Annotated in this window: 23 protein-coding genes; 10 read left to right on the top strand and 13 right to left on the bottom strand. The window is 72.2% G+C overall.

The features are described from left to right. Nucleotides 1–35: 35 nt before the first annotated feature. The 3 genes from ACIQUT_RS28155 (at nucleotide 36) to ACIQUT_RS28145 (ending at nucleotide 3,720) form a co-directional block, all read left to right on the top strand. Entirely contained in the window at nucleotides 36–1,730 is a 1,695-nt protein-coding gene (locus ACIQUT_RS28155) for a serine/threonine-protein kinase (RefSeq protein ID WP_403566729.1), read from the top strand. A 73-nt stretch (nucleotides 1,731–1,803) separates the two neighbouring features. Beyond that, nucleotides 1,804–2,805 carry an NlpC/P60 family protein gene (locus ACIQUT_RS28150; protein WP_403566759.1) on the top strand — a complete coding sequence of 334 codons (1,002 nt, stop codon included), beginning with the start codon at nucleotides 1,804–1,806 and terminating at the stop codon, nucleotides 2,803–2,805. 204 nt (nucleotides 2,806–3,009) lie between these two features. Further along, nucleotides 3,010–3,720: a phosphatase PAP2 family protein gene (locus tag ACIQUT_RS28145; RefSeq protein ID WP_403566727.1), complete on the top strand. Its 711-nt coding sequence runs from the start codon at nucleotides 3,010–3,012 to the stop codon at nucleotides 3,718–3,720. Nucleotides 3,721–3,871: 151 nt separating this feature from the next. Here ACIQUT_RS28145 and ACIQUT_RS28140 read toward each other — a convergent pair whose 3' ends face one another. Beyond that, the gene (locus tag ACIQUT_RS28140) at nucleotides 3,872–4,153 is read right to left on the bottom strand and encodes a hypothetical protein (protein ID WP_403566726.1); all 282 of its coding nucleotides are present in this window, start codon (nucleotides 4,151–4,153) and stop codon (nucleotides 3,872–3,874) included. Between the two features lie 115 nt (nucleotides 4,154–4,268). Further along, nucleotides 4,269–4,484 carry a hypothetical protein gene (locus tag ACIQUT_RS28135; protein WP_403566724.1) on the bottom strand — a complete coding sequence of 72 codons (216 nt, stop codon included), beginning with the start codon at nucleotides 4,482–4,484 and terminating at the stop codon, nucleotides 4,269–4,271. A gap of 143 nt (nucleotides 4,485–4,627) precedes the next feature. Here ACIQUT_RS28135 and ACIQUT_RS28130 point away from each other — a divergent pair, with 143 nt between their 5' ends. Together ACIQUT_RS28130 and ACIQUT_RS28125 are read left to right on the top strand one after the other, a co-directional pair. Beyond that, nucleotides 4,628–5,464 (top strand): hypothetical protein, encoded by an 837-nt coding sequence (locus ACIQUT_RS28130; protein ID WP_403566722.1) that lies wholly within the window; start codon nucleotides 4,628–4,630, stop codon nucleotides 5,462–5,464. Between the two features lie 153 nt (nucleotides 5,465–5,617). Continuing rightward, nucleotides 5,618–5,770, top strand: coding sequence for a hypothetical protein (locus ACIQUT_RS28125; RefSeq protein ID WP_356849675.1), 153 nt, complete (start codon nucleotides 5,618–5,620; stop codon nucleotides 5,768–5,770). 84 nt (nucleotides 5,771–5,854) lie between these two features. Here the strand turns inward: ACIQUT_RS28125 and ACIQUT_RS28120 are convergent, their stop codons facing one another. After that, complete coding sequence (locus tag ACIQUT_RS28120) at nucleotides 5,855–6,202, bottom strand: metal-sensitive transcriptional regulator (protein ID WP_218783177.1); 348 nt, start codon at nucleotides 6,200–6,202, stop codon at nucleotides 5,855–5,857. A 194-nt stretch (nucleotides 6,203–6,396) separates the two neighbouring features. Between ACIQUT_RS28120 and ACIQUT_RS28115 the strand changes: the two genes are divergently transcribed. After that, entirely contained in the window at nucleotides 6,397–7,017 is a 621-nt protein-coding gene (locus ACIQUT_RS28115) for a DUF47 family protein (protein ID WP_179177074.1), read from the top strand. 5 nt (nucleotides 7,018–7,022) lie between these two features. Beyond that, the gene (locus tag ACIQUT_RS28110; RefSeq protein ID WP_403566719.1) at nucleotides 7,023–8,021 is read left to right on the top strand and encodes an anion permease; all 999 of its coding nucleotides are present in this window, start codon (nucleotides 7,023–7,025) and stop codon (nucleotides 8,019–8,021) included. Nucleotides 8,022–8,174: 153 nt separating this feature from the next. Here ACIQUT_RS28110 and pstB read toward each other — a convergent pair whose 3' ends face one another. The 7 genes from pstB to mshD form a co-directional block, all read right to left on the bottom strand. After that, nucleotides 8,175–8,951, bottom strand: a complete 777-nt coding sequence (gene pstB, locus ACIQUT_RS28105) for a phosphate ABC transporter ATP-binding protein PstB (protein WP_403566718.1) — start codon at nucleotides 8,949–8,951, stop codon at nucleotides 8,175–8,177. A 29-nt stretch (nucleotides 8,952–8,980) separates the two neighbouring features. Further along, on the bottom strand, nucleotides 8,981–10,063 hold the full coding sequence (gene pstA / locus ACIQUT_RS28100) for a phosphate ABC transporter permease PstA (RefSeq protein WP_403566717.1): 1,083 nt from the start codon (nucleotides 10,061–10,063) through the stop codon (nucleotides 8,981–8,983). After that, entirely contained in the window at nucleotides 10,063–11,052 is a 990-nt protein-coding gene (pstC, locus tag ACIQUT_RS28095) for a phosphate ABC transporter permease subunit PstC (protein ID WP_403566715.1), read from the bottom strand. The genes pstA and pstC overlap by 1 nt, the downstream gene beginning before the upstream one ends. A gap of 124 nt (nucleotides 11,053–11,176) precedes the next feature. Next, the gene (gene pstS, locus ACIQUT_RS28090; protein WP_403566713.1) at nucleotides 11,177–12,313 is read right to left on the bottom strand and encodes a phosphate ABC transporter substrate-binding protein PstS; all 1,137 of its coding nucleotides are present in this window, start codon (nucleotides 12,311–12,313) and stop codon (nucleotides 11,177–11,179) included. Nucleotides 12,314–13,241: 928 nt separating this feature from the next. Continuing rightward, nucleotides 13,242–14,207 carry a CHAD domain-containing protein gene (locus ACIQUT_RS28085; protein ID WP_403566712.1) on the bottom strand — a complete coding sequence of 322 codons (966 nt, stop codon included), beginning with the start codon at nucleotides 14,205–14,207 and terminating at the stop codon, nucleotides 13,242–13,244. Next, nucleotides 14,188–16,464 (bottom strand): RNA degradosome polyphosphate kinase, encoded by a 2,277-nt coding sequence (locus tag ACIQUT_RS28080; RefSeq protein WP_403566710.1) that lies wholly within the window; start codon nucleotides 16,462–16,464, stop codon nucleotides 14,188–14,190. The genes ACIQUT_RS28085 and ACIQUT_RS28080 overlap by 20 nt, the downstream gene beginning before the upstream one ends. Before the next feature lie 222 nt (nucleotides 16,465–16,686). After that, complete coding sequence (mshD, locus tag ACIQUT_RS28075; protein WP_403566708.1) at nucleotides 16,687–17,619, bottom strand: mycothiol synthase; 933 nt, start codon at nucleotides 17,617–17,619, stop codon at nucleotides 16,687–16,689. A 147-nt stretch (nucleotides 17,620–17,766) separates the two neighbouring features. Here mshD and ACIQUT_RS28070 point away from each other — a divergent pair, with 147 nt between their 5' ends. Further along, nucleotides 17,767–19,581: a bifunctional metallophosphatase/5'-nucleotidase gene (locus ACIQUT_RS28070; RefSeq protein ID WP_403566707.1), complete on the top strand. Its 1,815-nt coding sequence runs from the start codon at nucleotides 17,767–17,769 to the stop codon at nucleotides 19,579–19,581. Nucleotides 19,582–19,792: 211 nt separating this feature from the next. Here the strand turns inward: ACIQUT_RS28070 and ACIQUT_RS28065 are convergent, their stop codons facing one another. After that, nucleotides 19,793–20,566: an alpha/beta fold hydrolase gene (locus ACIQUT_RS28065; protein WP_403566705.1), complete on the bottom strand. Its 774-nt coding sequence runs from the start codon at nucleotides 20,564–20,566 to the stop codon at nucleotides 19,793–19,795. A gap of 137 nt (nucleotides 20,567–20,703) precedes the next feature. Here ACIQUT_RS28065 and ACIQUT_RS28060 point away from each other — a divergent pair, with 137 nt between their 5' ends. Then, nucleotides 20,704–21,291, top strand: coding sequence for a TetR/AcrR family transcriptional regulator (locus ACIQUT_RS28060; RefSeq protein ID WP_403566704.1), 588 nt, complete (start codon nucleotides 20,704–20,706; stop codon nucleotides 21,289–21,291). Between the two features lie 76 nt (nucleotides 21,292–21,367). Further along, nucleotides 21,368–22,258, top strand: coding sequence for a phosphatidylinositol-specific phospholipase C (locus ACIQUT_RS28055; RefSeq protein ID WP_403566702.1), 891 nt, complete (start codon nucleotides 21,368–21,370; stop codon nucleotides 22,256–22,258). On the opposite strand, the gene ACIQUT_RS28050 is transcribed toward ACIQUT_RS28055, so the two are convergent. Beyond that, nucleotides 22,238–23,785, bottom strand: coding sequence for an ATP-binding protein (locus ACIQUT_RS28050; protein ID WP_403566700.1), 1,548 nt, complete (start codon nucleotides 23,783–23,785; stop codon nucleotides 22,238–22,240). The genes ACIQUT_RS28055 and ACIQUT_RS28050 overlap by 21 nt on opposite strands. Next, nucleotides 23,782–24,531, bottom strand: a complete 750-nt coding sequence (locus tag ACIQUT_RS28045) for a response regulator transcription factor (protein ID WP_403566698.1) — start codon at nucleotides 24,529–24,531, stop codon at nucleotides 23,782–23,784. The genes ACIQUT_RS28050 and ACIQUT_RS28045 overlap by 4 nt, the downstream gene beginning before the upstream one ends. Between the last annotated feature and the right edge of the window lie 31 nt (nucleotides 24,532–24,562).

Genomic DNA, 24,562 nt, shown 5'->3' with positions numbered 1-24,562 from the left:
CGGGGCCGGGGAATCGGTGTGGCAGTCTCGTGCCAATGGAGCCCCTGAGAGACGTCGACCCCGCCTGCATCGGGGCGCATGCGCTGCTGGCCCGGCTCGGCGCGGGCGGCATGGGCCAGGTGTACCTGGCGCGTTCGCCCGGCGGGCGCCTGGTGGCCGTGAAGGTGATCCGGGACGAGATCGTGGGGCATCCGGAGGCGCTGGCGCGGTTCCGGCGCGAGGCCGAGACGGTGCGCGCGGTGCGGTCGGCGTACACGGCGAACCTGATCGACGCCTCGCTGGCGGCGGCGCCGTTCTGGCTGGCGACCGAGTACGTGGCGGGCCCGACGCTGGCCCATGCGGTGGCGCAGCGCGGTGCGCTGCCCGCGGACACCTGCCGCCGGCTCTTCGCGGCGCTCGCGGAGGGGCTGGCGAGCGTGCATGCGTACGGGGTGACGCACCGGGACTTCAAGCCGCAGAACGTGATCCTGGGCGCGCAGGGGCCGCAGCTCATCGACTTCGGCATCGCGCGGGGCGTCGGGGAGACGGCGCTGACCCAGGACGGACAGGCTCCGGGCACGCCGGGGTACACGGCGCCGGAGGTGCTGCTGGGCGCGGAGGCGGGGCCCGCGGCGGACGTCTTCGCGCTGGGGGCGTCGCTGGCGTACGCGGCGACGGGGCGGCCGCCGTTCGGTACGGGCGTGGCGGCGACCGTGAGCTACCGGGCGGTGCACGAGCCGGTGGACGTGGCCGGTGTGGAGCCGGGGCTGGCGGCCCTGATCGGGGCCTGCGTGGCGAAGGACCCGGCGGCCCGGCCGGAGCTGTCGGAGGTCGTGGCGCGGTGCGCGGTGCGGGACGCGCTGGTCGACGATCCGGTGTACGTGGGGCTGGGGGCGCTGGGCGAGGCGGTGCCGCTGCACGAGATGCGCACGCAGGGGCCGGGTGCGGTGCCGTACGGGTACACGCCGACCGCGTACGCGGGCGCGACCGTGCCCGGGCCGCCGGCGGGCCGCGGCGGGCGGCGGGCGGCGGGCTGGGTGGCCGCGGGGGCCGCGCTGGCCGTGGTGGGCGGCGTGGCGGTGTGGCAGCTGCTGCCGGTCGGCGGCGGCGGTGGGGGGGACGGCAAGGGCGCCGGTTCGTCGGCGCAGGGTCCGTCCGGGCAGGCGTCCGGGGCGCCGTCCGGGCAGGGGTCGGCCGCCCCGTCGGCGGGGGCGCAGTCGCCGGCCGGGCCGCCCGTGTTCATCAGGCAGACGGCCCCGAACCTGGACGACTACAACCCGATCGTGAAGCAGTGCCACAACCCGGTCGGGGAGGAGCCCGGCCTCGCGAACTTCCAGACGTCGGTGACGACCGACGGGAGGGACCACCTGATGGAGCTGAAGCCGGGCCAGGCCAGCATCGGCTACCGGCTGAAGTACGGGGTGGCCGACGCCCCGCCGTACTACGTGGCCGTCGTGGTGAAGCCGCAGCACGAGGTCGACGCGAGCGGGCGCTCCACGGCGGTGACCGACAACCGCCAGCTCGGCTTCGTGGCGAAGGCGCGCGACCTGTACGAGGGGGACGAGACGAAGTGGAAGTTCCTCACCTACCCCGACGACTTCTCCATGGAGCTGGACGGCAAACGGGTGCCGGCGCCGCCGCTGGCGCAGGATCCGGGTGGGTGGACGGTGGTGTTCCGGCACGCGGTCTCGGATACCCAACACAAGAGCGTGGTGTGCGATGGCTTCGATTCGGGCCCGCAAAAGGGATGATTCCGACACGTGCCGGTGAATCCCTGTGAAAGTCTGCTCGATGGGGGAGGGTTGACGGGTGCGCAGATTCTGGGTGATCGGCGGGATCGGCTTCGGGGTGTGTCTGTGCTTCGTCGCCCTGCTCGTGGTCGGCACGTACTCGGCGGCGGCGGGCATCGCGGGCGGCGGCGGCCGGGCCCTGGGCCTGACCAAGGGGGCGGTGCCCGCGAAGTACCAGGCGCTGGTGCAGAAGTGGGGCGTGCTGTGCCCCACCCTCTCCCCGGCGGTCCTCGCGGCGCAGCTGTACTCGGAGAGCGGCTGGAACCCCACGATCGTCAGCCCGGCCGATGCCCGCGGCATCGCGCAGTTCATCCCGGGCACGTGGGCGACGCACGGGATCGACGGGGACGGTGACGGCGACCGCGACATCTGGGATCCCAATGACGCGATCCCGTCGGCGGCTTCGTACGACTGTACGCTCGCCAAGGACGTGAAGAACGTCCCGGGCGACCCCGTAGCCAACATGCTCGCGGCCTACAACGCGGGCCCGGGCGCGGTGTTCAAGCACCAGGGCGTGCCGCCGTACCGCGAGACGCAGGGGTACGTGAAGGCCATCACGACCCTCGCCAAGAGTTTCGAGAAGCCGGTCGGGCGGGTCGCGCCCTCCCAGCAGGCGGCCGGGGCCATCTATTTCGCGCAGAAGCAGCTGGGGACGCCGTACCTGTGGGGCGGCAACGGAACGCCCGACCAGGACGGGCGGTTCGACTGCTCGGGCCTGACCAAGGCGGCGTACGAGACGGTGGGGATCACGCTGCCGCGCGTGGCGAACGACCAGTACAACGCCGGGTCGCACCCCGCGCGGAACGACCTGCTCCCCGGCGATCTGGTGTTCTTCTCCGACGATCTGACGAACTCGCGGGAGATCCGGCACGTCGGGCTCTACGTGGGCGGCGGCTACATGATCAATGCCCCGTTCACCGGCGCGGTGATCCGTTTCGACAAGATCGACACGCCCGACTACTTCGGTGCGACGAGGGTCACCAAGGACGGTGCCGAGGCGCTTCCGGACCGCACCGCCGATGCCAAGGCGCCCTGATGACGCTGGGTCAGGTCATGGCCCTGAGCTGCGACGGTGAATCACTCTTGGATAACGTTGCCGTGATCATCCGGTGGAGAGTGGAACCGCACTGACAGAACGGGCGTTCCATGAACACGGGGAGGGATCGCAAGGGGGGGTTCGCGGGGCGTACACACGGGTGCGCCCGAAGGGAACCGAGCAAGGGCAAGGTGCCGCATCGCCATGGCTGCACTCGCAACCGGTGGGTCGAACGTGGATGTCAGCCTGCTGTACGACGTCAACGCCTTGGCCCGGCATGCCCCGGCGGCTGTCGACCGGGCCGTCGCCCTGGTCGGCGACTACGGCATCCCCCTGGCCCTGGTGCTCCTCGTGCTGTGGTGCTGGCGCGGTGCGCGCCGACAGGACGAGACCTCGGCCGCCGAATCGTTCGCCGCTCTCGTGTGGGCGCCCCTCGCGGCGGCCCTCGCGCTGCTCGCGAACGTCCCGCTGCGCCGGCTGGTCGCCCGCCCCCGCCCCTTCGACGAGCACAGCGGGCTGCAGGTGATCGAGCCGGGCCTCGGCCTGCACGGCTTCTCCTTCGTCAGCGACCACGCCACCCTCACCATGGCGCTGGGCATCGGCCTGTTCCTCGTCCGCCGCAAGTTCGGCCTCGTCGGGATCGGACTGGCCCTCGTCGAGGGCGTCTGCCGCGTCTACATGGGCGTCCACTACCCGACCGACGTCGTCGGCGGCTTCGCCCTCGGCACCGCCGTCGTCCTCGTCCTCGCCCCGCTCGCGATGGCGCTGCTGACCCCGGTGGTGCGCGCGGTGGCCCGCTCCCCGCGGCTCGGCCGGCTGGTCCGCGCCGGGCACCGGGCCCGGCCCTGCCCGGTGGACCTCTCCGACCGGCCGGCGGCGGACGCCGGTACGCGGGACAAGGACCTCGCCGCCTGACGGCACCGGCGGCCGCGGGCGGGCCCGCGCCGGGCCGCCCCGGCTCAGGAGTGCCCGTACGCGTCCCAAGCGGTGATCAGGACCGCCGCCAGCAGGCACAGCGCCGCCGCCCCGAAGCACACCAGCACCGCCGTCGGCCGGGGCCGCGGCGTCACGGGTCGCCCCCCTCGGCCCGCGCGCCGGCATCCGACGCCGCATCACGGCGGTAGCGGGAGCGCAGCCACAGGCCGGTGGCGAAGGCCGCGGCGCCGGTCAGCCCGACGGCCAGGGCCACATCGGCGGGGCCGTCCGCGGTGCCCGTCGGCCGGGCCGTGCCCAGCGGCCGGACCGCGGCGGGCTGCCGGGCGGCGGCCGCGGCGACCGCGGCGGCCGGGGTGAGCGCGATCAGCAGGGCCCAGAGGAGGGCTGCGAGGCGGGGTGCGGGTCCTGGCATGCCTCCAGCGCATCCGTACGCGGGCGGCACGGCCAGCCGGGAGTGTCCGAACGGGCGACGGCCGGCGGGCGACGGGCGTCGGGCGTCGGGCGACGGCCGGCGGCGGCGCCGGCCGCTACCCCGCGGTGTGCCCGGCGGCGTCCTTGCGGGCCAGGTCCCGGGAGCGGCGGGCGGGCCCTCTCCAGCCGCAGGTGCAGACGGCCAGGCAGAACGAGCCGCGCTCGGTGGTGTCGGTGGTGTGGGTGTCGCCGGTGGAGGGCTCTTCCGCCGGGCGGGGCAGCGTGACGCTGTCGGGCAGGGCGACGGGTGACGCCTCGGTATGCGGGTCCACCCCACCACGGTACCGGGGGCCGGGGCGGCCCCGGGAGCGCGGCGGCCCCTGGGACGGCCGTGACGGGAAACCGCGGACCTCGTTATCCGGAGCGGGTGGGGGCCTCGGTCGATCAGCGGTCATGCGTTGGGGGTTGGCAGGCGATGGTGGTGCACCAGCACGGGCGGTGGCGCGGGCGGGCGGGTGAGGCGGTGCTCGCCGCCGGCATGGCCGCGACCCTCGCCGCGATGAGCGGCTGCGGCGGCGCGGCCACCGCGGGCGACGACCGGCCCCCGGCCGACCCGGCGGCCACGGTCCGCGCGGCCGCGGACGCGCTGGTCAGGACGGGCAGTGCCCGGGCCCGTACGGCGATGGAGATGGCCACCGGAGGCACCCGGGTCACCATCCGCGGCGAGGGCGGCGTCGACTTCAAGAACCGGATGGGCCAGCTCCTGGTCATGCTCCCGGCCGACGCCGCCGGCAAGGAGGAGCACCGGCCCATCACCGAGCTGCTCGTGCCCGGCGCCCTGTACATGAAGAACCGGGGCGCGGGCGTGCCCGCCGACAAGTGGGTCCGGGTCGACACGACCGCCCTCGCCGACGGGAACCTGGTCACCGGCGGGGCGACGGACCCGCAGGCCGCGGCCGAGCTGCTGCGCGGGGCGCAGGAGGTCCGGTACATGGGCGAGACGGAGCTGGCCGGGGAGAAGGTGCGGCACTACCAGGGGACCACCGACATCGGGCTTGCCGCGCAAAGCGCCTCCCCGGCGGTCAAGGGGGCCCTGGAGGCAGCGGCGAAAGGGTTCAGCAAGGACACCGTGCCCTTCGACGCCTACCTCGACGAGCAGGGGCGGCTGCGGAAGGTCCGGCACCGGTTCACCTATGTCAACAATGGCGTGATCGATGTCTCCTCGACCACGCTGCTCTACGGCTTCGGGACGCCGGTGACCGTCGTATTGCCCGCAAGCAGGGACATTTACGCCGGGAAGATCGCCGACTAGCCGGACGGGCGGTCCCCGGCGGCGCGATCGGGCCATGGCGGGGTATCCGGAAATGGTCCATCCGTGTCATGCGCACAGCGCCCCGCCCTCCCTACCCTGGGAGACCGCAGGCCCACGTCCCCCGTCCGATGGCGGCAGATTGAGGTGACACGCGTGACTCCCGCTGGCGGTACGACGGTGCAGGACCACGTGGCGCTCGCCGAGATCGAGCTGTGCGGCGAGCTGATCATCGCGGCCTCCGCGGCGGACGAGGAGCGGCTCAGCCAGGACCGGATCGACGAGGTCCTGATGGGCCTCGCCCGCTAGCCGCTCTCCGCTGGAAGTCCGGTCGTGACACCGCGGGCCGGTGGGGGCTGGTCGCGCAGTTCCCCGCGCCCCTGCGGGGCGCGGTCAGGTCCGCAGGAGCCGCGCGATCGCCTTCGTCGCCTCCTCGACCTTCGCGTCGATCTCGGCCCCGCCCTTGACGGCCGCGTCGGCCACGCAGTGCCGCAGGTGCTCCTCCAGCAGCTGGAGCGCGAAGGACTGCAGGGCCTTCGTGCTCGCCGAGACCTGGGTGAGTATGTCGATGCAGTACACGTCCTCGTCGACGAGCCGCTGCAGGCCCCGGATCTGCCCCTCGATGCGGCGCAGCCGCTTGAGGTGCTCGTCCTTCCGGTGGTGGTACCCGTGCACCGCAGCGCCGGGGGCCGTGCCGGGGGCGACGCCGGCTCCGGAGCCTTCCGCCTCGATGGCCGTCATGGGTCCTCCCGTGGTCCGGAACGAGGGGTGGATACCCCCAATGGGTATAGGATAGCGGGCTCCGCCCGGCCGGGCAGCGGTCCGCGGTCCTTACTCTGCCTGATGGAGGACACGGTGCAATGGCCGGTTAGCCGTGGCCGGGGTATACGCCTAGCATCAGGCTGACCGAATCCGATGCACCCCGAGGACCCCACGTGCGATTTCGTCTGACCCCCAGGGAGACGAGCTTCTACGACATGTTCGCCGCATCCGCGGACAACATCGTCACGGGCTCGAAGCTCCTGATGGAACTGCTCGGAGCGGATCCCTCCGCCCGGGCCGAGATCGCGGAGCGGATGCGTGCGGCCGAGCACGCGGGGGACGACGCCACCCACGCGATCTTCCACCAGCTGAATTCCTCGTTCATCACGCCGTTCGACCGCGAGGACATCTATGCCCTCGCGTCGTCGCTCGACGACATCATGGACTTCATGGAGGAGGCCGTCGACCTGGTCGTCCTCTACAACATCGAAGAGCTCCCCAAGGGCGTCGAGCAGCAGATCGAGGTCCTGGCCCGGGCGGCCGACCTGACCGCCGAGGCCATGCCGCACCTGCGCACGATGGACAACCTGACCGAGTACTGGATCGAGGTCAACCGCCTCGAGAACCAGGCCGACCAGATCCACCGCAAGCTGCTCGCCCAGCTCTTCAACGGCAACTACGACGCCATCGAGGTGCTGAAGCTCAAGCAGATCGTCGACGTGCTCGAAGAGGCGGCCGACGCGTTCGAGCACGTGGCGAACACGGTGGAGACCATCGCGGTCAAGGAGTCCTGAACCCCGTGGACACCTTCGCTCTGATCGTGACCATCGGTGTCGCGCTCGGTTTCACGTACACCAACGGTTTCCACGACTCGGCGAACGCGATCGCGACCTCGGTCTCGACCCGCGCGCTGACCCCGCGCGCCGCCCTCGCGATGGCCGCGGTGATGAACCTCGCCGGCGCCTTCCTGGGCAGCGGTGTGGCCAAGACCGTCAGCGAGGGGCTCATCGAGACCCCCACGGGCAAGACGGGCATGTGGATCCTGTTCTCCGCGCTGGTCGGGGCCATCGTGTGGAACCTGATCACCTGGTACTTCGGCCTGCCGTCCTCCTCCTCGCACGCCCTGTTCGGCGGCATGGTGGGCGCGGCGCTGGCCGGCGGGATCGGGGTCATCTGGTCGGGCGTCCTGGACAAGGTCGTCATCCCGATGTTCCTGTCCCCGATCGTCGGCCTGCTCGTCGGCTACCTGGTCATGGTCGTGATCATGTGGCTGTTCCGCCGGTCCAACCCGCACAAGGCGAAGCGCGGCTTCCGTGTCGCCCAGACCGTCTCGGCGGCCGGCATGGCCCTCGGCCACGGTTTGCAGGACGCCCAGAAGACGATGGGCATCGTGGTGATGGCGCTGGTCATCGCGGACATCGAGGAGCCCGGCGCCCCGATCCCGACCTGGGTGAAGGTGGCCTGTGCGGTGATGCTGTCGCTCGGTACGTACGCGGGCGGCTGGCGCATCATGCGCACCCTCGGCCGCAAGATCATCGAGCTGGACCCGCCGCAGGGCTTCGCCGCGGAGACCACGGGCGCGTCGATCATGTACACGGCGTCGTACATGTTCCACGCGCCGATCTCCACCACCCACGTGATCACCTCGGCGATCATGGGCGTGGGCGCGACCAAGCGGGTCAACGCGGTCCGCTGGGGCGTCGCCAAGAACATCGTCATGGGCTGGTTCATCACCATGCCGGCCGCGGCCCTCGTCGCCGCCCTGTGCTTCTGGATCGTGGACCTGGCCCTCGTGTAGGCGGGCGGCCGTACGCGCCCGGGCGGGCCGTGCGGCGACGGACACGAAATCGGGCCGGCTCCCCCCACCCAGGGGGAGCCGGCCCTTCGCCTTGCGGTGGCACCGCCATGCAGCACCGCAGGACGTCCGTGCGGCAGAGCCGCGGTCCGTGGATCAGCCGAAGCGGCCCGAGATGTAGTCCTCGGTCGCCTGGACGGACGGGTTGGAGAAGATGCGGTCCGTGTCGTCGATCTCGATGAGCTTGCCGGGCTGGCCGACCGCCGCGAGGTTGAAGAACGCGGTGCGGTCCGAGACGCGGGCGGCCTGCTGCATGTTGTGCGTCACGATGACGATCGTGAAGCGCTCCTTCAGCTCGCCGATCAGGTCCTCGATGGCGAGGGTGGAGATCGGGTCGAGGGCCGAGCAGGGCTCGTCCATCAGCAGGACCTCGGGCTCGACCGCGATGGCGCGGGCGATGCACAGGCGCTGCTGCTGGCCGCCGGAGAGGCCGGAGCCCGGCTTGTTCAGGCGGTCCTTGACCTCGTTCCACAGGTTGGCGCCCTTGAGGGACCGCTCGACGATGTCCGCGAGGTCGGCCTTCTTGTGCTTGCCGTTCAGGCGCAGGCCCGCCGCCACGTTGTCGAAGATCGACATGGTGGGGAAGGGGTTCGGGCGCTGGAAGACCATGCCGACCGTGCGGCGGACCGCGACCGGGTCCACGCCGGGGCCGTACAGGTTCTCGTCGTCCAGGAGCACCTTGCCCCCGACGCGGCCGCCGGGGGTGACCTCGTGCATGCGGTTGAGGGTGCGCAGGAAGGTGGACTTGCCGCAGCCGGACGGGCCGATGAAGGCGGTCACGGAGCGGGGCTCGACGGTCATCGAGATGTCGTCGATGGCCTTGTGGGCGCCGTAGAAGGCGGACAGACCGCTGACGTCGATTCGCTTGGCCATGAGGGTCACTTCGCTTTCATGCAGTCGCGTCAGCGACCGGTCTTCGGGGCCTTCCAGCGGGCGATGCCGCGGGCCACCAGATTGAGGATCATGACGAAGGCGATCAGGACGAGCGCTGCGGCCCATGCCCGGTCGTAGGAGGCGTCACTGCCGACCTTGTACTGCTCCCAGATGTAGAGGGGGAGCGAGGACTGGGCGCCTTCGAAGGGGTTGCCGTTGATCAGCTGGGAGCCGAAGACCAGCAGCATGATCGGGGCGGTCTCGCCGGCGATGCGGGCGACGGCCAGCATCATGCCGGTGGCGATGCCGCCGATGGCGGTGGGGAGGACCACCTTGAGGATCACGCGCCACTTCGGCACACCGAGGGCGAGGGCGGCCTCGCGCAGCTCGTTCGGGACGAGCTTGAGCATCTCCTCGGTGGAGCGGACCACGACGGGCATCATCAGGATCGACAGGGCCATCGCGCCGGCGAAGCCGGAGGGGCCGAAGCCGAGCATCAGGTTCCAGGTCGTCAGGATGAACAGGCCCGCGACGATGGACGGGATGCCGGTCATGACGTCGACGAAGAACGTGACGGCCTTGGCGAGCTTGCCCTTGCCGTACTCGACCAGGTAGACGGCGGTCAGCAGGCCGATCGGGGCGGCGATCAGGGTGGCCAGCGCGATCTGCTCGATGGTGCCGAGCAGGGCGTGGTAGACGCCGCCGCCGGCCTCGAAGCTGGTCACGCCGTTCATCGAGTGGCTGAGGAAGCCGCCGTCGAGGGCCTTGATGCCGCGGCTGACGGTGGTCCAGATCAGCGACAGCAGCGGGATGACCGCGAGCAGGAAGGAGACCCAGACGGCGGAGGTCGCGACACGGTCCTTGGCCTGGCGGCGGTTCTCGACGACCGCGCTGGCGACGTAGGTGATCACGACGAACGCGAGGGCGGCGAGCAGGCCCCACTGGACCTTGCTGCCGAGTCCGAAGACGGCGCCGAGGCCGCAGCCGACGGCGATCGCGGCGGCGCCGATGGCGGCGGGGGCCCAGCGGGGGAGGCCGCCCCGGGTGAGGCTGCCGCCGGCGGGGGACTTGTCGGCCCGGACGGGCCGCTGGTCCTGGATTGCGTGGCTCATCAGGCGTTCGCCCCCGAGTACTCCTTGCGGCGCGCGATGATCATGCGAGCGGCGCCGTTGACCAGCAGGGTGAGCAGGAAGAGGACGAGACCGGAGGCGATCAGCGCGTCCCGGCCGAACTCGTTGGCCTCGTCGAACTTCGCGGCGATGTTCTGGGCGAACGTGCCGCCACCCGGGTTCAGGATGTGCCCGGAGATCAGGAAGCTCGGGGAGAGGACGGTGGCGACGGCCATCGTCTCGCCGAGCGCACGGCCGAGGCCGAGCATGGAGGCGGAGATGACGCCGGAACGGCCGAAGGGCAGCACCGACATGCGGATGACCTCCCAGCGGGTCGCGCCGAGGGCCAGTGCGGCCTCCTCGTTCATGCGCGGGACCTGGCGGAAGACTTCGCGGCTGACACTGGTCACGATCGGCAGGATCATGATCGCGAGCAGGATGCCGACGGTGAAGAGGGAGCGGGCGACGCCGACCTGGGTCTTGTCGAAGACGTAGGTCCAGCCCATGTACTCGTCCAGCCAGAGGTTCAGGCCGCCCAGGTACGGGACGAGGAAGAGGGCGCCCCAGATGCCGTAGATGATCGACGGCACGGCGGCCAGCAGGTCGATCACGTAGGCGAGGGGGCCGGCCAGCTTGCGCGGCGCGTAGTGCGAGATGAAGAGGGCGATGCCGACGGCGATCGGAACCGCGATGGCCATCGCGATGATCGAGCTGACGACGGTGCCGAAGAGCAGGACGGCGATGCCGAAGACAGGGGGGTTCGCCGACGCGTTCCAGTCGAAGGTGGTGAGGAAGTTGCCCTCGTTCTTCGACAGCGCGATCGAGGCGCGGTAGGTGAGGAAGGCGGCGATCGACGCCATGATCACCAGGAGCAGGATCCCGGAGCCCTTGGAGAGGGCCGAGAAGATCGCGTCACCGGCGCGGCCGGTGGGCTTTCCGCTCGTGGAGACAGGCGGAGGCGTGTCTATCTGGGTGGGTGTGGTGGAAGCCATGGTCTTTCCGGTCTGGACGGGGGCAGGCCCCCTGGCGGCGGTGCACCGGATCCCCCGCGGGACGGGGGAGGGGCCCCTGGTCGGCCGGTTCGGACGGGAACCGGCCGGCCAGGGGCTCAGGGGTTCAGGACAGCGAGTTGATGACCTCGCGGACCTTGGTGTTGATCTCGGCCGGGATCGGGGCGTAGCCGTTGTCGGACAGGACCTTCTGGCCGGCGTCCGAGGCGGCGTAGCCGAGGAAGGACTTCACGGTCGGCAGGGTCTCGGCCTTGTTGCCCTTGTCGCAGACGACCTCGTAGGTGACCAGGACGATCGGGTAGGCGCCCTCGGCCTTGGTCGCGTAGTCGAGCTTCAGGGCCAGGTCGGAGCCGGTGCCGGTGACCTTGGCGGCGGCGATGGCCTTGGAGGCGCTGTCGGCGGCGGCCTTGACCGGGGCGGCGGCGCCGGTGTTGATGTCGACGGTCTTGATGTTCTGGGAGCTGGCGTAGGAGAGCTCGAAGTAGCCGATCGCGCCGTCGACGGTCTTCACCTGGGAGGCGACGCCGGAGGAGTTGGACGCGCCCTGGCCGCCGGGGGCGGGCCACTTCTTGGAGGCCTCGTAGGTCCAGGCGTCGGGGGCGGCGGCCTTCAGGTACTTGCCGAGGTTCTCGGTGGTGCCCGAGTCCTCGGAGCGGTGGAAGGCCTGGATCGCGGTGGAGGGCAGGGTGACGCCGGGGTTCAGCTTCTTGATCGCCTCGTCGTCCCACTTCTTGATCTTGTCGTTGAAGATGTTCGCGAGGGTGGGGGCGTCGAGCGTCAGCTTGTCGACGCCGGCGACGTTGAAGCCGATGGCGATCGGGCCGCCGACCATCGGCAGGTTGATGCCCTGGCCGCCGGTGCAGATCTTCTTCGATTCCTCGACCTGCTCGGGCTTCAGCGCGGAGTCCGAGCCGGCGAAGCCGACGCTGCCCTGGTTGAAGGCGACGATGCCCTCACCGGACGAGGAGGACTTGTAGTTGACCTCGACGCCCTGGCAGGCGGCCATGTAGTTCTTGACCCACAGGTCCACGGCGTTCTTCTGCGCCGAGGAACCGGAGGCGAGCAGCTTGCCCTTGGCGTCGCCGCACTTGACGTCGCCGGCCGCGACGGACGGCTTGCCGCTGGCGCTGCCGCCGTTGTTGCTGTTGTCGTCCGAGCCGCACGCCGTGAGGACCAGGGCGCCGGACACGACAAGCGCGCCGAGGGCGGAGGCACGAAGCATGTTCTTGCGCTGAAGCTTCACTGTTTGGGGTGTTCCTTCCAGAAGCCGCCGGCCGCTTTCGGTGATCGGGGCGGCGTGCGAAGAGGACTACGTCGGATGTGAGGGCTGCTGCTGCTCGATCCGGCCAGCGGCGCGCTCGTTGCACCACCGAAATTAGGCAGATCAGGTGAAGCGATCGACGGGGGAAGGTGAACGGAAGGTGAACCTCGACGGACGGGCGAGTGCAGTCCGGCGGGGCGGGTGGCGCGGTACGGATCCTTTCATGATCGGGATCCGGAGGGTGCCGCCGACGGCCGGAACGGTTTCCCGAACGGGAATTCCCCGGCAGGTGGAATTCGGCCCGTGTGGCGTGAATGCAGGCGCGGGAAATACCTTCCCGACGGCCCTGCCGCAATAAGGGGAGGTGTGGCGGGATCGGAATCCCCGGTAAACACGGGAGCCGGGTTGTCTGTGCTCAAGGAATCCCCCTCGCTCGCGGTGGCTGCGGACGTCCGCGCCGGCGGCGGAATCGCACCGGTTCCGGCGGCGGGCGCCGCCGGAACCGGGTGCGCGAAGCGGACCGTCGACCCCTGCCCCGTCTTTCGGCGGGAATTCCGGTGCCGCCATCGGCGCCGTCCGTCTTTGCGGCCACTTCGCGACCGGCCGGCATCAGCCGCGCGTACTGCCTCCGACCGGCCTTCCGCTCCGCTCCCGAATTCCGTCCGGGGCAGTGGGCTGCCGTCGGCGGACTCCGGTCCGTGCTGCGGGCATGCCCGTCCACGTCGAGGCCGTGACGCGCACGGCCTCGACGGCCACCACGGCGGCATACGGCGCCGTGGTCACTGCGGGTGACCACGGTCCGGGCCGGGCACCGAGACCAGCTTGGCCGAAAACGAACGGCACCGCACCCCGCGGCAAGGATCTCGCCGGATCCCGCCGCGGGGTGCGGTGCGTGGGTGTGCGTCGGCGGTCAGGGGGCCGCGGCCGCGGCCACCGGGTGCCAGAGGGTGTGGAAGGTGAGGCGGGCCGCCCCGACCTCGTGGCGCTGGGCGGCGTGGAGCACACCGAGGGCGTACGCGGTCGCCGGGGCGATGCGCGGGGTGCGGGCGGCGGCGGCCGACGCGGCGGCCGCCTCGGCGGCGTCGAGGTGCCGGTCCAGGGCCTCGCCGGCGGCGGTCAGCCGGGCCGCGTCCTCGCCGAGGACCTCCCCGGCGTAGCGGTGGATCCGCAGGAGGCGGCCCACCTCGTGCCAGACGCCGTCGTGGTCGGGCAGGTACGGGTGGCCCTCCGCGGCGGGCGGGAGCGCGGCGACGGCCGTGGTGAGCCGGTCCCGCGTCACCTCGGCCAGCGGGACCAGCACGTCCTCGACCCGCCCCCGGGCGGCGACCACGTCCAGCGGCACCTCGGAGGCGAGGACGGCCACGGCGTCGGCCACCGCGTGGAACCGGGACGATCCCAGGGCGTGCAGCGTCGCGGAGTGGGCCCGGGTCCGGGCCAGGGTGAGCTGCCGCTCCAGCAGCGCGGCGGCCCGCGCCGATCCCACGGTCAGCGCGCCCGGGGTGCCGCGCGGTGCGGGGACCTCCGGCGAGCCCGACAGCCGGTGCAGCGCGTCCAGCAGCCGGGTCAGCCGGGCGGCGTACGCGTGCTCGTCGGCCAGGGTGGAGGCGAGCCAGGCCAGTTCGCCGCGCAGCCCGTCGGCCCAGGACGAGTCGGTGACCGCGCGGAAGGTCGCCAGGGATCCGCTGATCCGGCGCGCGGCCCCCCGCAGGCCGCGCGCCGCGTCGGCGCCGTCCGCGGCGTCGGCCCCGCATTCCTCGTGCAGCCTGAGGCCGCGCAGGAAGGCGGTGGCCTGGGCCCGCAGGTACGCGCCGAGCACGTCCCCCGCGGAGCCCCCGCCGCTCGCGGTCGCTGTCAGGTCATGGTTTGGCAGAGCCACGCCGGCGCCTCCGGGCGTCTATGAGCATCTCCTGAACGTGCCGCAGCGGCTGGCCTTCGTGGTCGGTGCTGTGCCGGGTCCATTCGCCGTCCGGGCCCAGGTGCCAGGAGGAGGTGGAGTCGGACATGCCGGTCTCCAGGAGCCGGTCCAGCGCCGCGCGGTGGGCCGGGTCGGTGACCCGCACCAGTGCCTCGATGCGGCGGTCGAGGTTGCGGTGCATCATGTCGGCGCTGCCGATCCACACCTCGGGTTCGCCGCCGTTGCCGAAGGCGAAGACCCGGGAGTGCTCCAGGAAGCGGCCGAGGACGGAGCGGACCCGGATGTTCTCCGACAGTCCGGGGACCCCGGGGCGCGCGGCGCAGATGCCCCGGACCCAGATGTCGACGGGGACCCCGGCCCGGGAGGCCCGGTAGAGGGAGTCGATGAGGGCCTCGTCGACGACGGAGTTCATCTTGAGGCGCACGTACGCGGGGCGTCCGGCCCGGTGGTGGGCGGTCTCCTTGTCGATGCGGGCGATGAGGCCGTCGCGCAGCGAGCGGGGTGCGACGAGGAGGCGGCGGTAGGTCTCGCGGCGCGAGTAGCCGGACAGCCGGTTGAAGAGGTCGGAGAGGTCCGCGCCGACCTGGGGGTCGGCGGTGAGCAGGCCGAGGTCCTCGTACAGGCGGGCGGTCTTGGGGTGGTAGTTGCCGGTGCCGACGTGGGAGTAGCGGCGCAGCGTGTCGCCCTCCTGGCGGACGACGAGGGAGAGCTTGCAGTGGGTCTTGAGGCCCACCAGGCCGTACACGACGTGGCAGCCGGACTCCTCCAGCTTGCGGGCCCACTTGATGTTGGCCTGCTCGTCGAAGCGGGCCTTGATCTCGACGAGGACGAGGACCTGCTTGCCGGATTCGGCGGCGTCGATGAGCGCGTCGACGATGGGGGAGTCGCCGGAGGTGCGGTACAGGGTCTGCTTGATCGCGAGGACGTGCGGGTCGGCGGCGGCCTGCTCCAGGAAGGCCTGGACGGAGGTGGAGAAGGAGTCGTACGGGTGGTGCAGCAGCACGTCCCGCTCGCGCAGCGCGGCGAAGATGTCGGGCGCGGAGGCGGACTCGACCTCGGCGAGGTCGCGGTGGGTGCCGGCGACGAACTTCGGGTACTTGAGCTCGGGCCGGTCCAGGGAGGCGATGCCGAAGAGGCCGGTCAGGTCCAGCGGGCCGGGCAGCGGGTAGACCTCGGCGGCGGAGATCTTCAGCTCCTGGACCAGCAGGTCGAGGACGCCGGGGTCGATGGACTCCTCGACCTCCAGGCGGACCGGCGGGCCGAAGCGGCGCCGCATGAGCTCCTTCTCCAGGGCCTGCAGGAGGTTCTCGGCGTCGTCCTCCTCGACCTCCAGGTCCTCGTTGCGGGTGACCCGGAACATGTGGTGCGCGAGGACCTCCATGCCGGGGAAGAGCTCCTCTAGGTGCGCGGCGATGACGTCCTCCAGCGGGACGTAGCGCTGCGGGGAGGCCTCCAGGAAGCGCGACAGCAGCGGCGGCACCTTGACGCGGGCGAAGTGGCGGTGCCCGCTGACCGGGTTGCGCACGACGACGGCCAGGTTCAGGGAGAGGCCGGAGATGTACGGGAAGGGGTGCGCGGGGTCCACGGCCAGCGGCGTCAGCACCGGGAAGATCTGGTTGCGGAACAGGGTGAAGAGGCGCGCCTGCTCCTTCTCGGTGAGGTCGGGCCAGCGGATGAGGTGGACGCCCTCCTCGGCGAGTGCGGGGGCGATGTCGTGCTGGTAGCAGGCGGCGTGGCGGGCCATGAGCTCGCGTGAGCGCGTCCAGATGAGGTCGAGGACCTCGCGGGGCTGCAGGCCGGAGGCGGAGCGGGTGGCGACGCCGGTGGCGATGCGGCGCTTGAGGCCGGCGACGCGGACCATGAAGAACTCGTCGAGGTTGCTCGCGAAGATCGCCAGGAAGTTGGCGCGCTCCAGGAGCGGGGTGGCGGGGTCCTCGGCCAGTTCGAGGACCCGCTCGTTGAAGGCCAGCCAGCTGCGCTCGCGGTCGAGGAACCGCCCGTGCGGGAGCTCCTCGCCGTCCTTGTCTTCGTAGGCGTCCATGTCGGTGTCGATCTCGGGGGCGAGATCGGCTTCGAGGCCGCTGGCGTGCGGCCGGTGCGCGGCGATGGAGCCGAGTCTGGCGTGCGCGGCGGGCGAGCCGGTGTCCGCCGCGGCGGACGTGGACGACGGGTGCTGGGCGGGGACCTCGGTGGGCCCTGCGCTGGGCTTCTGGCTCATGACTCCATTGTTCCGCGCACGCGGCAGGACGGGCGCGTCGGACGGGGCCGCGGTCAGTCGGAGTCGGGGCTGCATGCACGGAGATTCGCAAGCGCGTCTTAAGGTCCGGTGAATGGCGCATGGCTTCCAGGCTCCGGATCGCGCACGAGTACGTCAGCTTCGCTCCGGAATGCACCCGTACGGGCCCCGGTGCGCCCGGGAGGCCCGTACGGGTGATGACGCTCAGCTCTCCGTTCGGTACATGAGGTCGACCTCGTGCGTGCTGAAGCCGAGGCCCTCGTAGACGGCGAGGGCCGCCGGGTTGTCGGCGTCGACGTAGAGCATCGCGGTGGGCAGGCCGGCGGCGGCCAGGTGCTGGAGGCCGACCGCGGTGAGGGCCTTGCCGAGGCCGCCGCCCTGGGCGCCGGGCAGGACGCCGAGCACGTAGACCTCGCCGAGCTGCTCGGCGGTGTGGATCTTCGTCCAGTGGAAGCCGACGAGTTCGCCCTCCCGTTCGGCGAGGAAGAAGCCCTTCGGGTCGAACCAGGGCTGCGCCATGCGGTCGTCGAGGTCGCGCTGGGCCAGCGAGCCCTGCTCGGGGTGGTGGGCGAACGCGGACGCGTTGGCGGCGAGCCAGGCCGCGTCGTCCTGCCCGGGCACGAAGGTGCGGACGGTCACCCCGGCGGGCAGGGCGGGCTCGGGCAGCGGGGGCGCGTCGGGGCCGAGCGGGCGGCGCAGCTGGCGCAGCTCGCGGAAGAGGGTGAGGCCGAGGACCTGGGCGAGGTGGCGGGCCGCGGACTTGCCGCCGTGCGCCCAGACGCGGATCCGCTTGCCGGAGGCGGCGAGGAGGGCCGAGCCGAGGGCCCGGCCGTGGCCGCGGCCGCGCAGGGCGGGGTGCACGACGAGTTCGGCGGCGGGTGCCTCCACCGGGTCGGTGTCCTCCAGTTGGCCGTATCCGGCGAGCCGTCCCTTCTCGGTGAGCAGGAAGTGCCGGATGCCCTCGCGGCGGCCGCCGCGCAGCTGGAGCCGGCCCTGCTCGGAGACGGCGGTGGTGCCGTCGGTGCGGGCCGCGTCCTCGATCAGCTCGATGACGGCGTCGGCCTGCTCTTCCGTCAGTTCGTCGAGGGTCTGGATCTGGCGTCCCGGCTCCAGGGCCGCTGCTGCGTCGTCAGTCATGGTCCGAGCGTACGGCGGCGGGGGGCCGGGGCGGTGGTGTCGGGGTGTTAACCAGCTCGATACCCCACCCCCCTGTTGGTGCTACGCGCGTTGACCGTAGGCTGCGCCAGACCTCCATGCTTTACCGCTGATTCATAAGGGGACAAAATGTCAGCGACGCCACAACGGCACCACAGAACCCGCCGGTTGACCCTCATCGCGGCGGCCGCCACGGCCGCTTCCGGCGCGCTGGTCGCCGCCGCACTGCCGGCCGGTGCCGCGAGTGGAGGCAGTGCCGGCAAGGGCCGCACCGTCGACGTGCAGCTGCTGTCGTTCAACGACTTCCACGGCACGCTGGAGCCCCCGCAGGGCTCCTCCGGCACCGTGACCGAGCGTCAGGCGGACGGAACCACCAAGGCCATACCCGCCGGTGGCGTCGAATACCTGGCCACCAGCCTGCGCGAGGCCCGCAAGGGCCACGAGTACTCCATCACCGCCGCGGCCGGCGACATGATCGGCGGCAGCCCGATGCTGTCCGGCCTGTTCCACGACGAGCCGACCGTCGAGGCGCTGAACAAGCTGAAGCTGGACGTGTCCAGCGTCGGCAACCACGAGTTCGACGAGGGCAAGCAGGAGCTGCGCCGCATGGCGTACGGCGGCTGCCACCCGGTCGAGGGCTGCTTCGAGATGGGCAAGGAGTTCACCGGCTCCGAGTTCAAGTACCTCGCCGCGAACGTCGTGGACGAGAAGACCAAGCGCCCGATGATGTCGCCCACCTGGATCTGGAAGAAGGGGGACGTCAAGATCGGCTTCATCGGCGTCACCCTGGAGGGCACTCCGGACGTCGTGACGGCCGAGGGCGTCAAGGGCCTCAAGTTCGGCGACGAGGTCGAGACGATCAACAAGTACGCCGCCGAGCTGAACAAGCAGGGCGTGAAGTCGATCGTCGCCCTGATCCACGAGGGCGGCCTGCCGGCGAACGGCGCGTACAACTACGACTGCAACGTCCCGGGTGCCGGCGCCGGCATCTCCGGCGCGATCGTGGACATCGCGAAGAACGTGGACGCGAAGGTCGACGCGCTGGTCACGGGCCACACGCACCAGGCGTACGCCTGCAACATCCCGGACCCGGCGGGCAACCCGCGCATGGTGACCTCGGCCGCCTCCCTGGGCCGCCTGTTCACCGACACCACGCTGACGTACGACCGGCAGACCAAGGACATCGTCCGCACGGCCGCGCTCGCGCCGAAGCCGGTCAACAAGGTCGTCACCCGTGACGTGCCCAAGGCCCCGGACATGACCGAGCTGATCGACCGCTGGAAGACGCTGGCCGCCCCGGTCGCGAACCGCCCGATGGGCTACATCTCGGCGGACGTCCCGGGCCGCGGCCTGGACGCGCCGGAGAAGCCGCTCGGCGACCTGATCGCGGACGCGCAGCTGGAGGCCACGGCCCCGGCGGACAAGGGCGGCGCGCAGCTGGCCCTGATGAACCCGGGCGGCATCCGCTCCGACCTGGCCTACAAGGCCTCGGGCGCGGAGGGCGACGGCGTCGTCACCTACGGCGAGTCGTACACGGTCCAGCCGTTCAACAACCTGCTGAACATCGTGGACCTGACCGGCGCCCAGCTGATCACCGCGCTGCAGCAGCAGGTCAGCGGCCCGGTCAACGGCGTGAACCCGAAGATCCTGCAGGTCTCGAAGGGCTTCACCTACACCCTGGACATGACGAAGTCGGGCGCGGACCGCATCGTCGCGGACTCGGTGAAGCTGAACGGCGCGGCGATCGACCCCGCCAAGACCTACCGGGTCGCGATGAACGAGTTCCTCGCGGGCGGCGGTGACGGCTTCACCGTCCTGAAGGAGCACAAGAACAAGCTGGTGGGCGCGTCCGACCTGGACGCCTTCAACGCCCTGCTGGCGAAGTCCTCGGCGGCGAGCCCGATCGCCCCGCCGGCCGCGGACCGCATCACCGTCATCAAGTAGGCGAGCGCGGCTTCGGCCGTACCGCCGCACGCCCGGAGGGGCGGCGGGCCTGACCGGCCCGCCGCCCCTTCGGCTTTCCCGTGCGCCATTGCTGCCGGCCGGTGCTGCCGGCCGGTGCTGCCGGCCGGCGTTGCCGACCGGTGTTGCGGCCCGTGCGGCGGCCCGTGCCCGGTGGCACCCCCGTGGCCACGGGGCGCGGGCCGCCGCCGGATCACAGGCCTGCCAGGAACTTCCTGACGGCCTCGTGGAAGCCCTGCGGGTCCTGGAACGGCAGGAAGTGCTCGGTGTCCAGGCCGGTGTAGGCGGTGTGGGGGCGCCGGGCGACCATGGCGTCGGCCTGCGCCTGCGGCAGGGCCGCGCTGCGCCGGCCGTGGACGAGGAGGGCGGGGCAGGCGGTGGCCAGCCAGGCGTCCCAGTTGTCGTGGGCGGCCGCGGCGATGGTGTCGAGGACGTCCTGCGGGTGGAACGGCAGCCGCCAGCCGCCGCCGGGCAGCGGGCGCAGTGCGGGCGCGTAGGCCGGGGCCATCGGGCCGAGGGCGGTGAGGAGTTCCTCGCGGGTGCCGGCGGCGTACGGCAGGCCGTGGAGGAAGGCGAACGGGTTCGTGCCGCCCGGGGCGATCGCGACGGGGCCCTCGGTGTTGACGAGGGCGCTGACCCGGTGGGGCTGCCGCGCGGCGAGGTGGTAGGCGTTCATGGCGCCCAGCGAGAAGCCGACGACGGCGACGGAGTCGAGGCCGAGGTGGTCGAGGAGGGCGACGGCGTCGGAGACGTAGCCCTCCCGGCTGTGCTCGGCGGCCCGGTCGGAGTCGCCGTGGCCCCGCTGGTCGGGGGCGATGACCCGCCACTCGTCGCCGAGGACCTCGGCGAGGCCGGTCCAGGCGGCGGCTTCGGACATGCCGCCGTGCAGGGCGAGCAGCGGGCGGCCGGGGCCCCCGAAGTCCAGGTAGGACAGTGTGCGGCCGTCGATCATCAGTGCGTGGCGCATGTGTGATCCCCCGTTCGATCCGGGGGCGGCGGATTGCCGCCCCCTTCGCCGCCTTCAGCCTGCCAGCATTTGGGCAAGCGTGCAATACGTATGTCTTGGGCGGGTGCGCAAAACGGGGTCGCGGCTACCATCCCGGCATGGGAAATCGCGAGGACCTGCTGGCCGGAGCACGCCGCTGCCTGGAGGAGAAGGGCTATCTGCGCACCACCGTGCGCGACATCGCCGCGGCGTCGAAGGTGAGCATGGCCGCGATTGGCTACCACTTCGGCTCCCGCGAGGCGCTGCTCAACCAGGCGCTCTTCGCCGCCATGGACGAATGGGCCGCCGGCGCCGGCCGGCTCACCGGACAGGGCGACACCTCAGAGGAGCGGTACGCCGACACCTGGGACCGCAAGATCCGGGACTTCGGCGAGATGCGCTGGCTGTGGCTCGCCTCGGTGGAGGCCTTCGTCCACGCGCAGTCCTCGCCCGAGCTGCTCGCCGTACTCGCCGAGAGCCAGCGCAAGAACCGGCGGATGGTGGCCGCGGCGCTGCGCGGGGTGCCGGCGGAGGAGATCTCCGAGGAGGACGCCCGCAGCCTGGGCTCGCTGCACATCGCCCTGCTCAGCGGGGTGATGGTGCAGGCCCTCACCGACCCGGAGGGGGCGCCGGACGGGCACGGGCTCGCCCGGGGGCTGCGCGCCATGGTGGAGCTGCTCGACCGACCGGTGCCTACCGACGGGTAGTAAACCCCGGCCCCGCACGCCGTGATCCGGCCACCAACGGACCGGCAGAGGGGCGGGGACGGCTGTGGATCGTCGGATGTTTCCGGTGGGGGCGGTGGCGGCGGGCGCGAGCGCGGCCCTCGCGCCGGGCGGGACACCCGCCTCCGCACGCGCGCTGGGCGCGCACTCCCTCGACACAGGCACACGGGGTACCCAGGACTGGATGGCCGGACTCGGCGACTCCACCGCCCTGCAGCGGATGACCATCCCCGGCACCCACGACTCCGGCGCCCGCCGGGGCGGGTTCTGCGTCGCCTGCCAGAACACCTCGATCGCCGAACAGCTCGACTCCGGCATCCGCTTCCTCGACGTGCGCTGCCGGGTGACGGGCGGCTCGTTCGCCATCCACCACGGCTCCTTCCAGCAGGGCCTGATGTTCGGTGACGTCCTTGCCGCCTGCCGGGACTTCCTCGCCGCGCACCCCCGCGAGACGGTCCTGATGCGGGTCCGGCAGGAGTACTCGACCGAGAGCGACGCCGTCTTCTGCGCCGTCTTCGACGACTACCTCGACCGGCGCGGCCGGCGGCCGCTGTTCCGGATCGCCGACGCCCTGCCCGCCCTCGGCCAGGCCCGCGGCCGGGTGGTGCTCCTCGCCGACAACGCCGGCCTGCCCGGCCTGCGGTACGGCGACGACGACGGCGGCGTCTTCGACATCCAGGACGACCGGAACGCCGAGCCCTTCGCCAAGCGCGGCCTGATCGAGAACCACTTCCGCAAGGCCGTCCAGCAGCCCGGCCGGCTCTTCGTGAACCACACCAGCACCTCGGCCTACCTGCCGCCGCGCTGGAACTCCGACCGGCTGAACCCGCAGGTGCACGCCTTTGTCGACGGCGCCGAGACGGCCGGCCGGACCGGGCTCGGCATCGTCCCCATGGACTTCCCGAACACCCGCTCCGGCCTGGCCGCCTCACTCGTCCGGCACAACTGACGCACCCGCTGCACCCACTGCACCCGCTGCACCCACCGCGGCAGCCCTGGCAGCCCTGGCAGATCCCGCAGACCTCGCAGACCCGGCTGCCCCGGCCGCCTCGGCCGCCGCCGCAGGAGGCGGCGTCGGCGCGCCCGGGATCCGGAGCGCGGCCTCCGTGCCCGGGCCGCCGTCGCGGGGGGCCCGCAGCTCGGCCGTGCCGCCCGCGCGCTGCACGCTCCGGGCCACGATCGACAGGCCGAGCCCGCTGCCGGGCAGCGCCCGGGCCGACGAGGACCGCCAGAACCGCTCGAACACGTGCGGCAGGTCCTCGGCGGGGATCCCGGGCCCCCGGTCCCGTACGGTCAGCTCGCCCGCCCGCAGCGCGACGGAGACGACCCCGCCCGGCGGGCTGAACTTCACCGCGTTGTCGAGCACGTTGACCACGGCCCGCTCCAGCGCCGGCGCCTCGCCCCGCACGTACCAGGGATCCAGGTCGGCCTCGAAGACCAGCTCCGGACCGCGCAGCCGGGCCCGCGACAGCGCGGTGCCCGCGACCTCGTGCAGGCCCACGACCTCCAGCCGGGCAGGCGGGCCCGCGTCCGGCCGGGACAGCTCCTGGAGGTCGCCGATCAGCGAGGCCAGCTCCGTCATCTGCGCCTTGACCGAGGCCAGCAGCTCCCGCCGGTCCTGGGCCGGGATGGCCCGGCCGGTCTCCTCGCTGCGCGCCAGCAGCTCGATGTTGGTGCGCAGCGAGGTCAGCGGTGTGCGCAGCTCGTGGCCGGCGTCGGCGATGAGCCGGGCCTGCCGCTCCCGGGAGGAGGCCAGGGCCGCCGTCATGGAGTTGAACGACCGCGACAGGCGGGCGATCTCGTCGTCGCCCTCGTCGGGGATCCGCACCGTCAGGTCCTCGGTGCGGGCGATGTGCTCGACCGCCCCGGTCAGCTCGTCCACCGGCCGCAGGCCCGTCCGGGCCACCCACAGGCCGGCGGCGCCCGCGCCGACCACACCGACCCCGCAGACCAGCAGCAGCACCCAGGTCAGCGTGGACAGCGGCTTGTCTATGTCGGCCAGCGGCTTGGCGACCGAGATGCCGAAGACGGGGGCGCCCGGCTGGGCCTGCGCCTGGAAGGTGTAGACGCGCATGCGGGTCCCGGAGGCGGTCTGCACGTCGTGCAGCACGTTCGCCCGCTGCCGGGTGGCGACGTCCCGGTCGGCCTCCACCACCGGCAGGTCGGTCCGGCCGCCCACCCAGCAGTGCGTGCCGTTCGGCAGGACGATCTGCACGGTCGCGTTCAGGTTCCCGGCGATCTCGCGGGCCGGCCGGGCGGGCCCGGTGACGCAGACCCTGTCGTTCAGGGCCCGTACGACCTCCGCGTCCGGGTTCGTGGCCACCAGCGTCCGGTCGAGCTGCTCGCGCAGCTGCGTGCGCACCATCACCCACGACACGGCGGCCACGGCCGCGACGGCCACCGCCACCGCGACCGCCACCAGCAGGGCGAGCCGGGAGCGCAGCGGCAGCCCGCGGAACCGGGCGGCCGGGCTCACTCAAGCCCCCCGGAATCTCCGGCTCCGGCCGTGCGCAGGACGTATCCGACGCCCCGTACGGTGTGGACCAGGCGGGTTTCGCCGCCGGCCTCGGTCTTGCGGCGCAGGTACATCACGTACACGTCCAGGGAGTTGGAGCTGGGCTCGAAGTCGAAGCCCCACACGGTCTTGAGGATCTGCTCGCGGGTGAGGACCTGCCGGGGGTGGGCCAGGAACATCTCCAGCAGCGTGAACTCGGTCCGGGTCAGCTCCACCGGGCGCGCCGCCCGGGTCACCTCGCGGGTCGCGAGGTCCATCCGCAGGTCCCCGAAGGCGAGGTGGTGGTCGGGCTCCGGGGCCGGGCCGGGCACGGGGACGGCGTACGCGCTGCGCCGCAGCAGGGCCCGGACGCGGGCGAAGAGCTCGTCCAGCTCGAACGGCTTGACGAGGTAGTCGTCGGCGCCCGCGTCGAGGCCGGTGACGCGGTCGCCGATGGTGTCGCGGGCGGTGAGCATCAGGATCGGGGTGGTGTTCCCGGCGGCGCGCAGCCGGCGGGCCGCGGTCAGGCCGTCCATGCGGGGCATCTGGATGTCGAGGACGATCAGGTCGGGGGCGTACGAGCCCGCCCGGTCGAGGGCGTCGAGCCCGTCGACGGCGGTCTGCGCCGCGTACCCCTCGAAGGCGAGGCTGCGGCGCAGGGCCTCCCGTACGGCGGGCTCGTCGTCGACGACGAGGATGCGCTGCAGGTCGTCCTCGACGGGCTTCATGCGGTCCCCCTGGGGTGGTGTGCGGCGGTGT

The organism is Streptomyces sp. NPDC090445 (assembly GCF_044769385.1).
In the GTDB taxonomy this organism is placed as follows: domain Bacteria; phylum Actinomycetota; class Actinomycetes; order Streptomycetales; family Streptomycetaceae; genus Streptomyces.
Note: the sequence above shows the minus strand (reverse complement) of the source record. Positions and strands in the feature narration are given on the sequence as shown.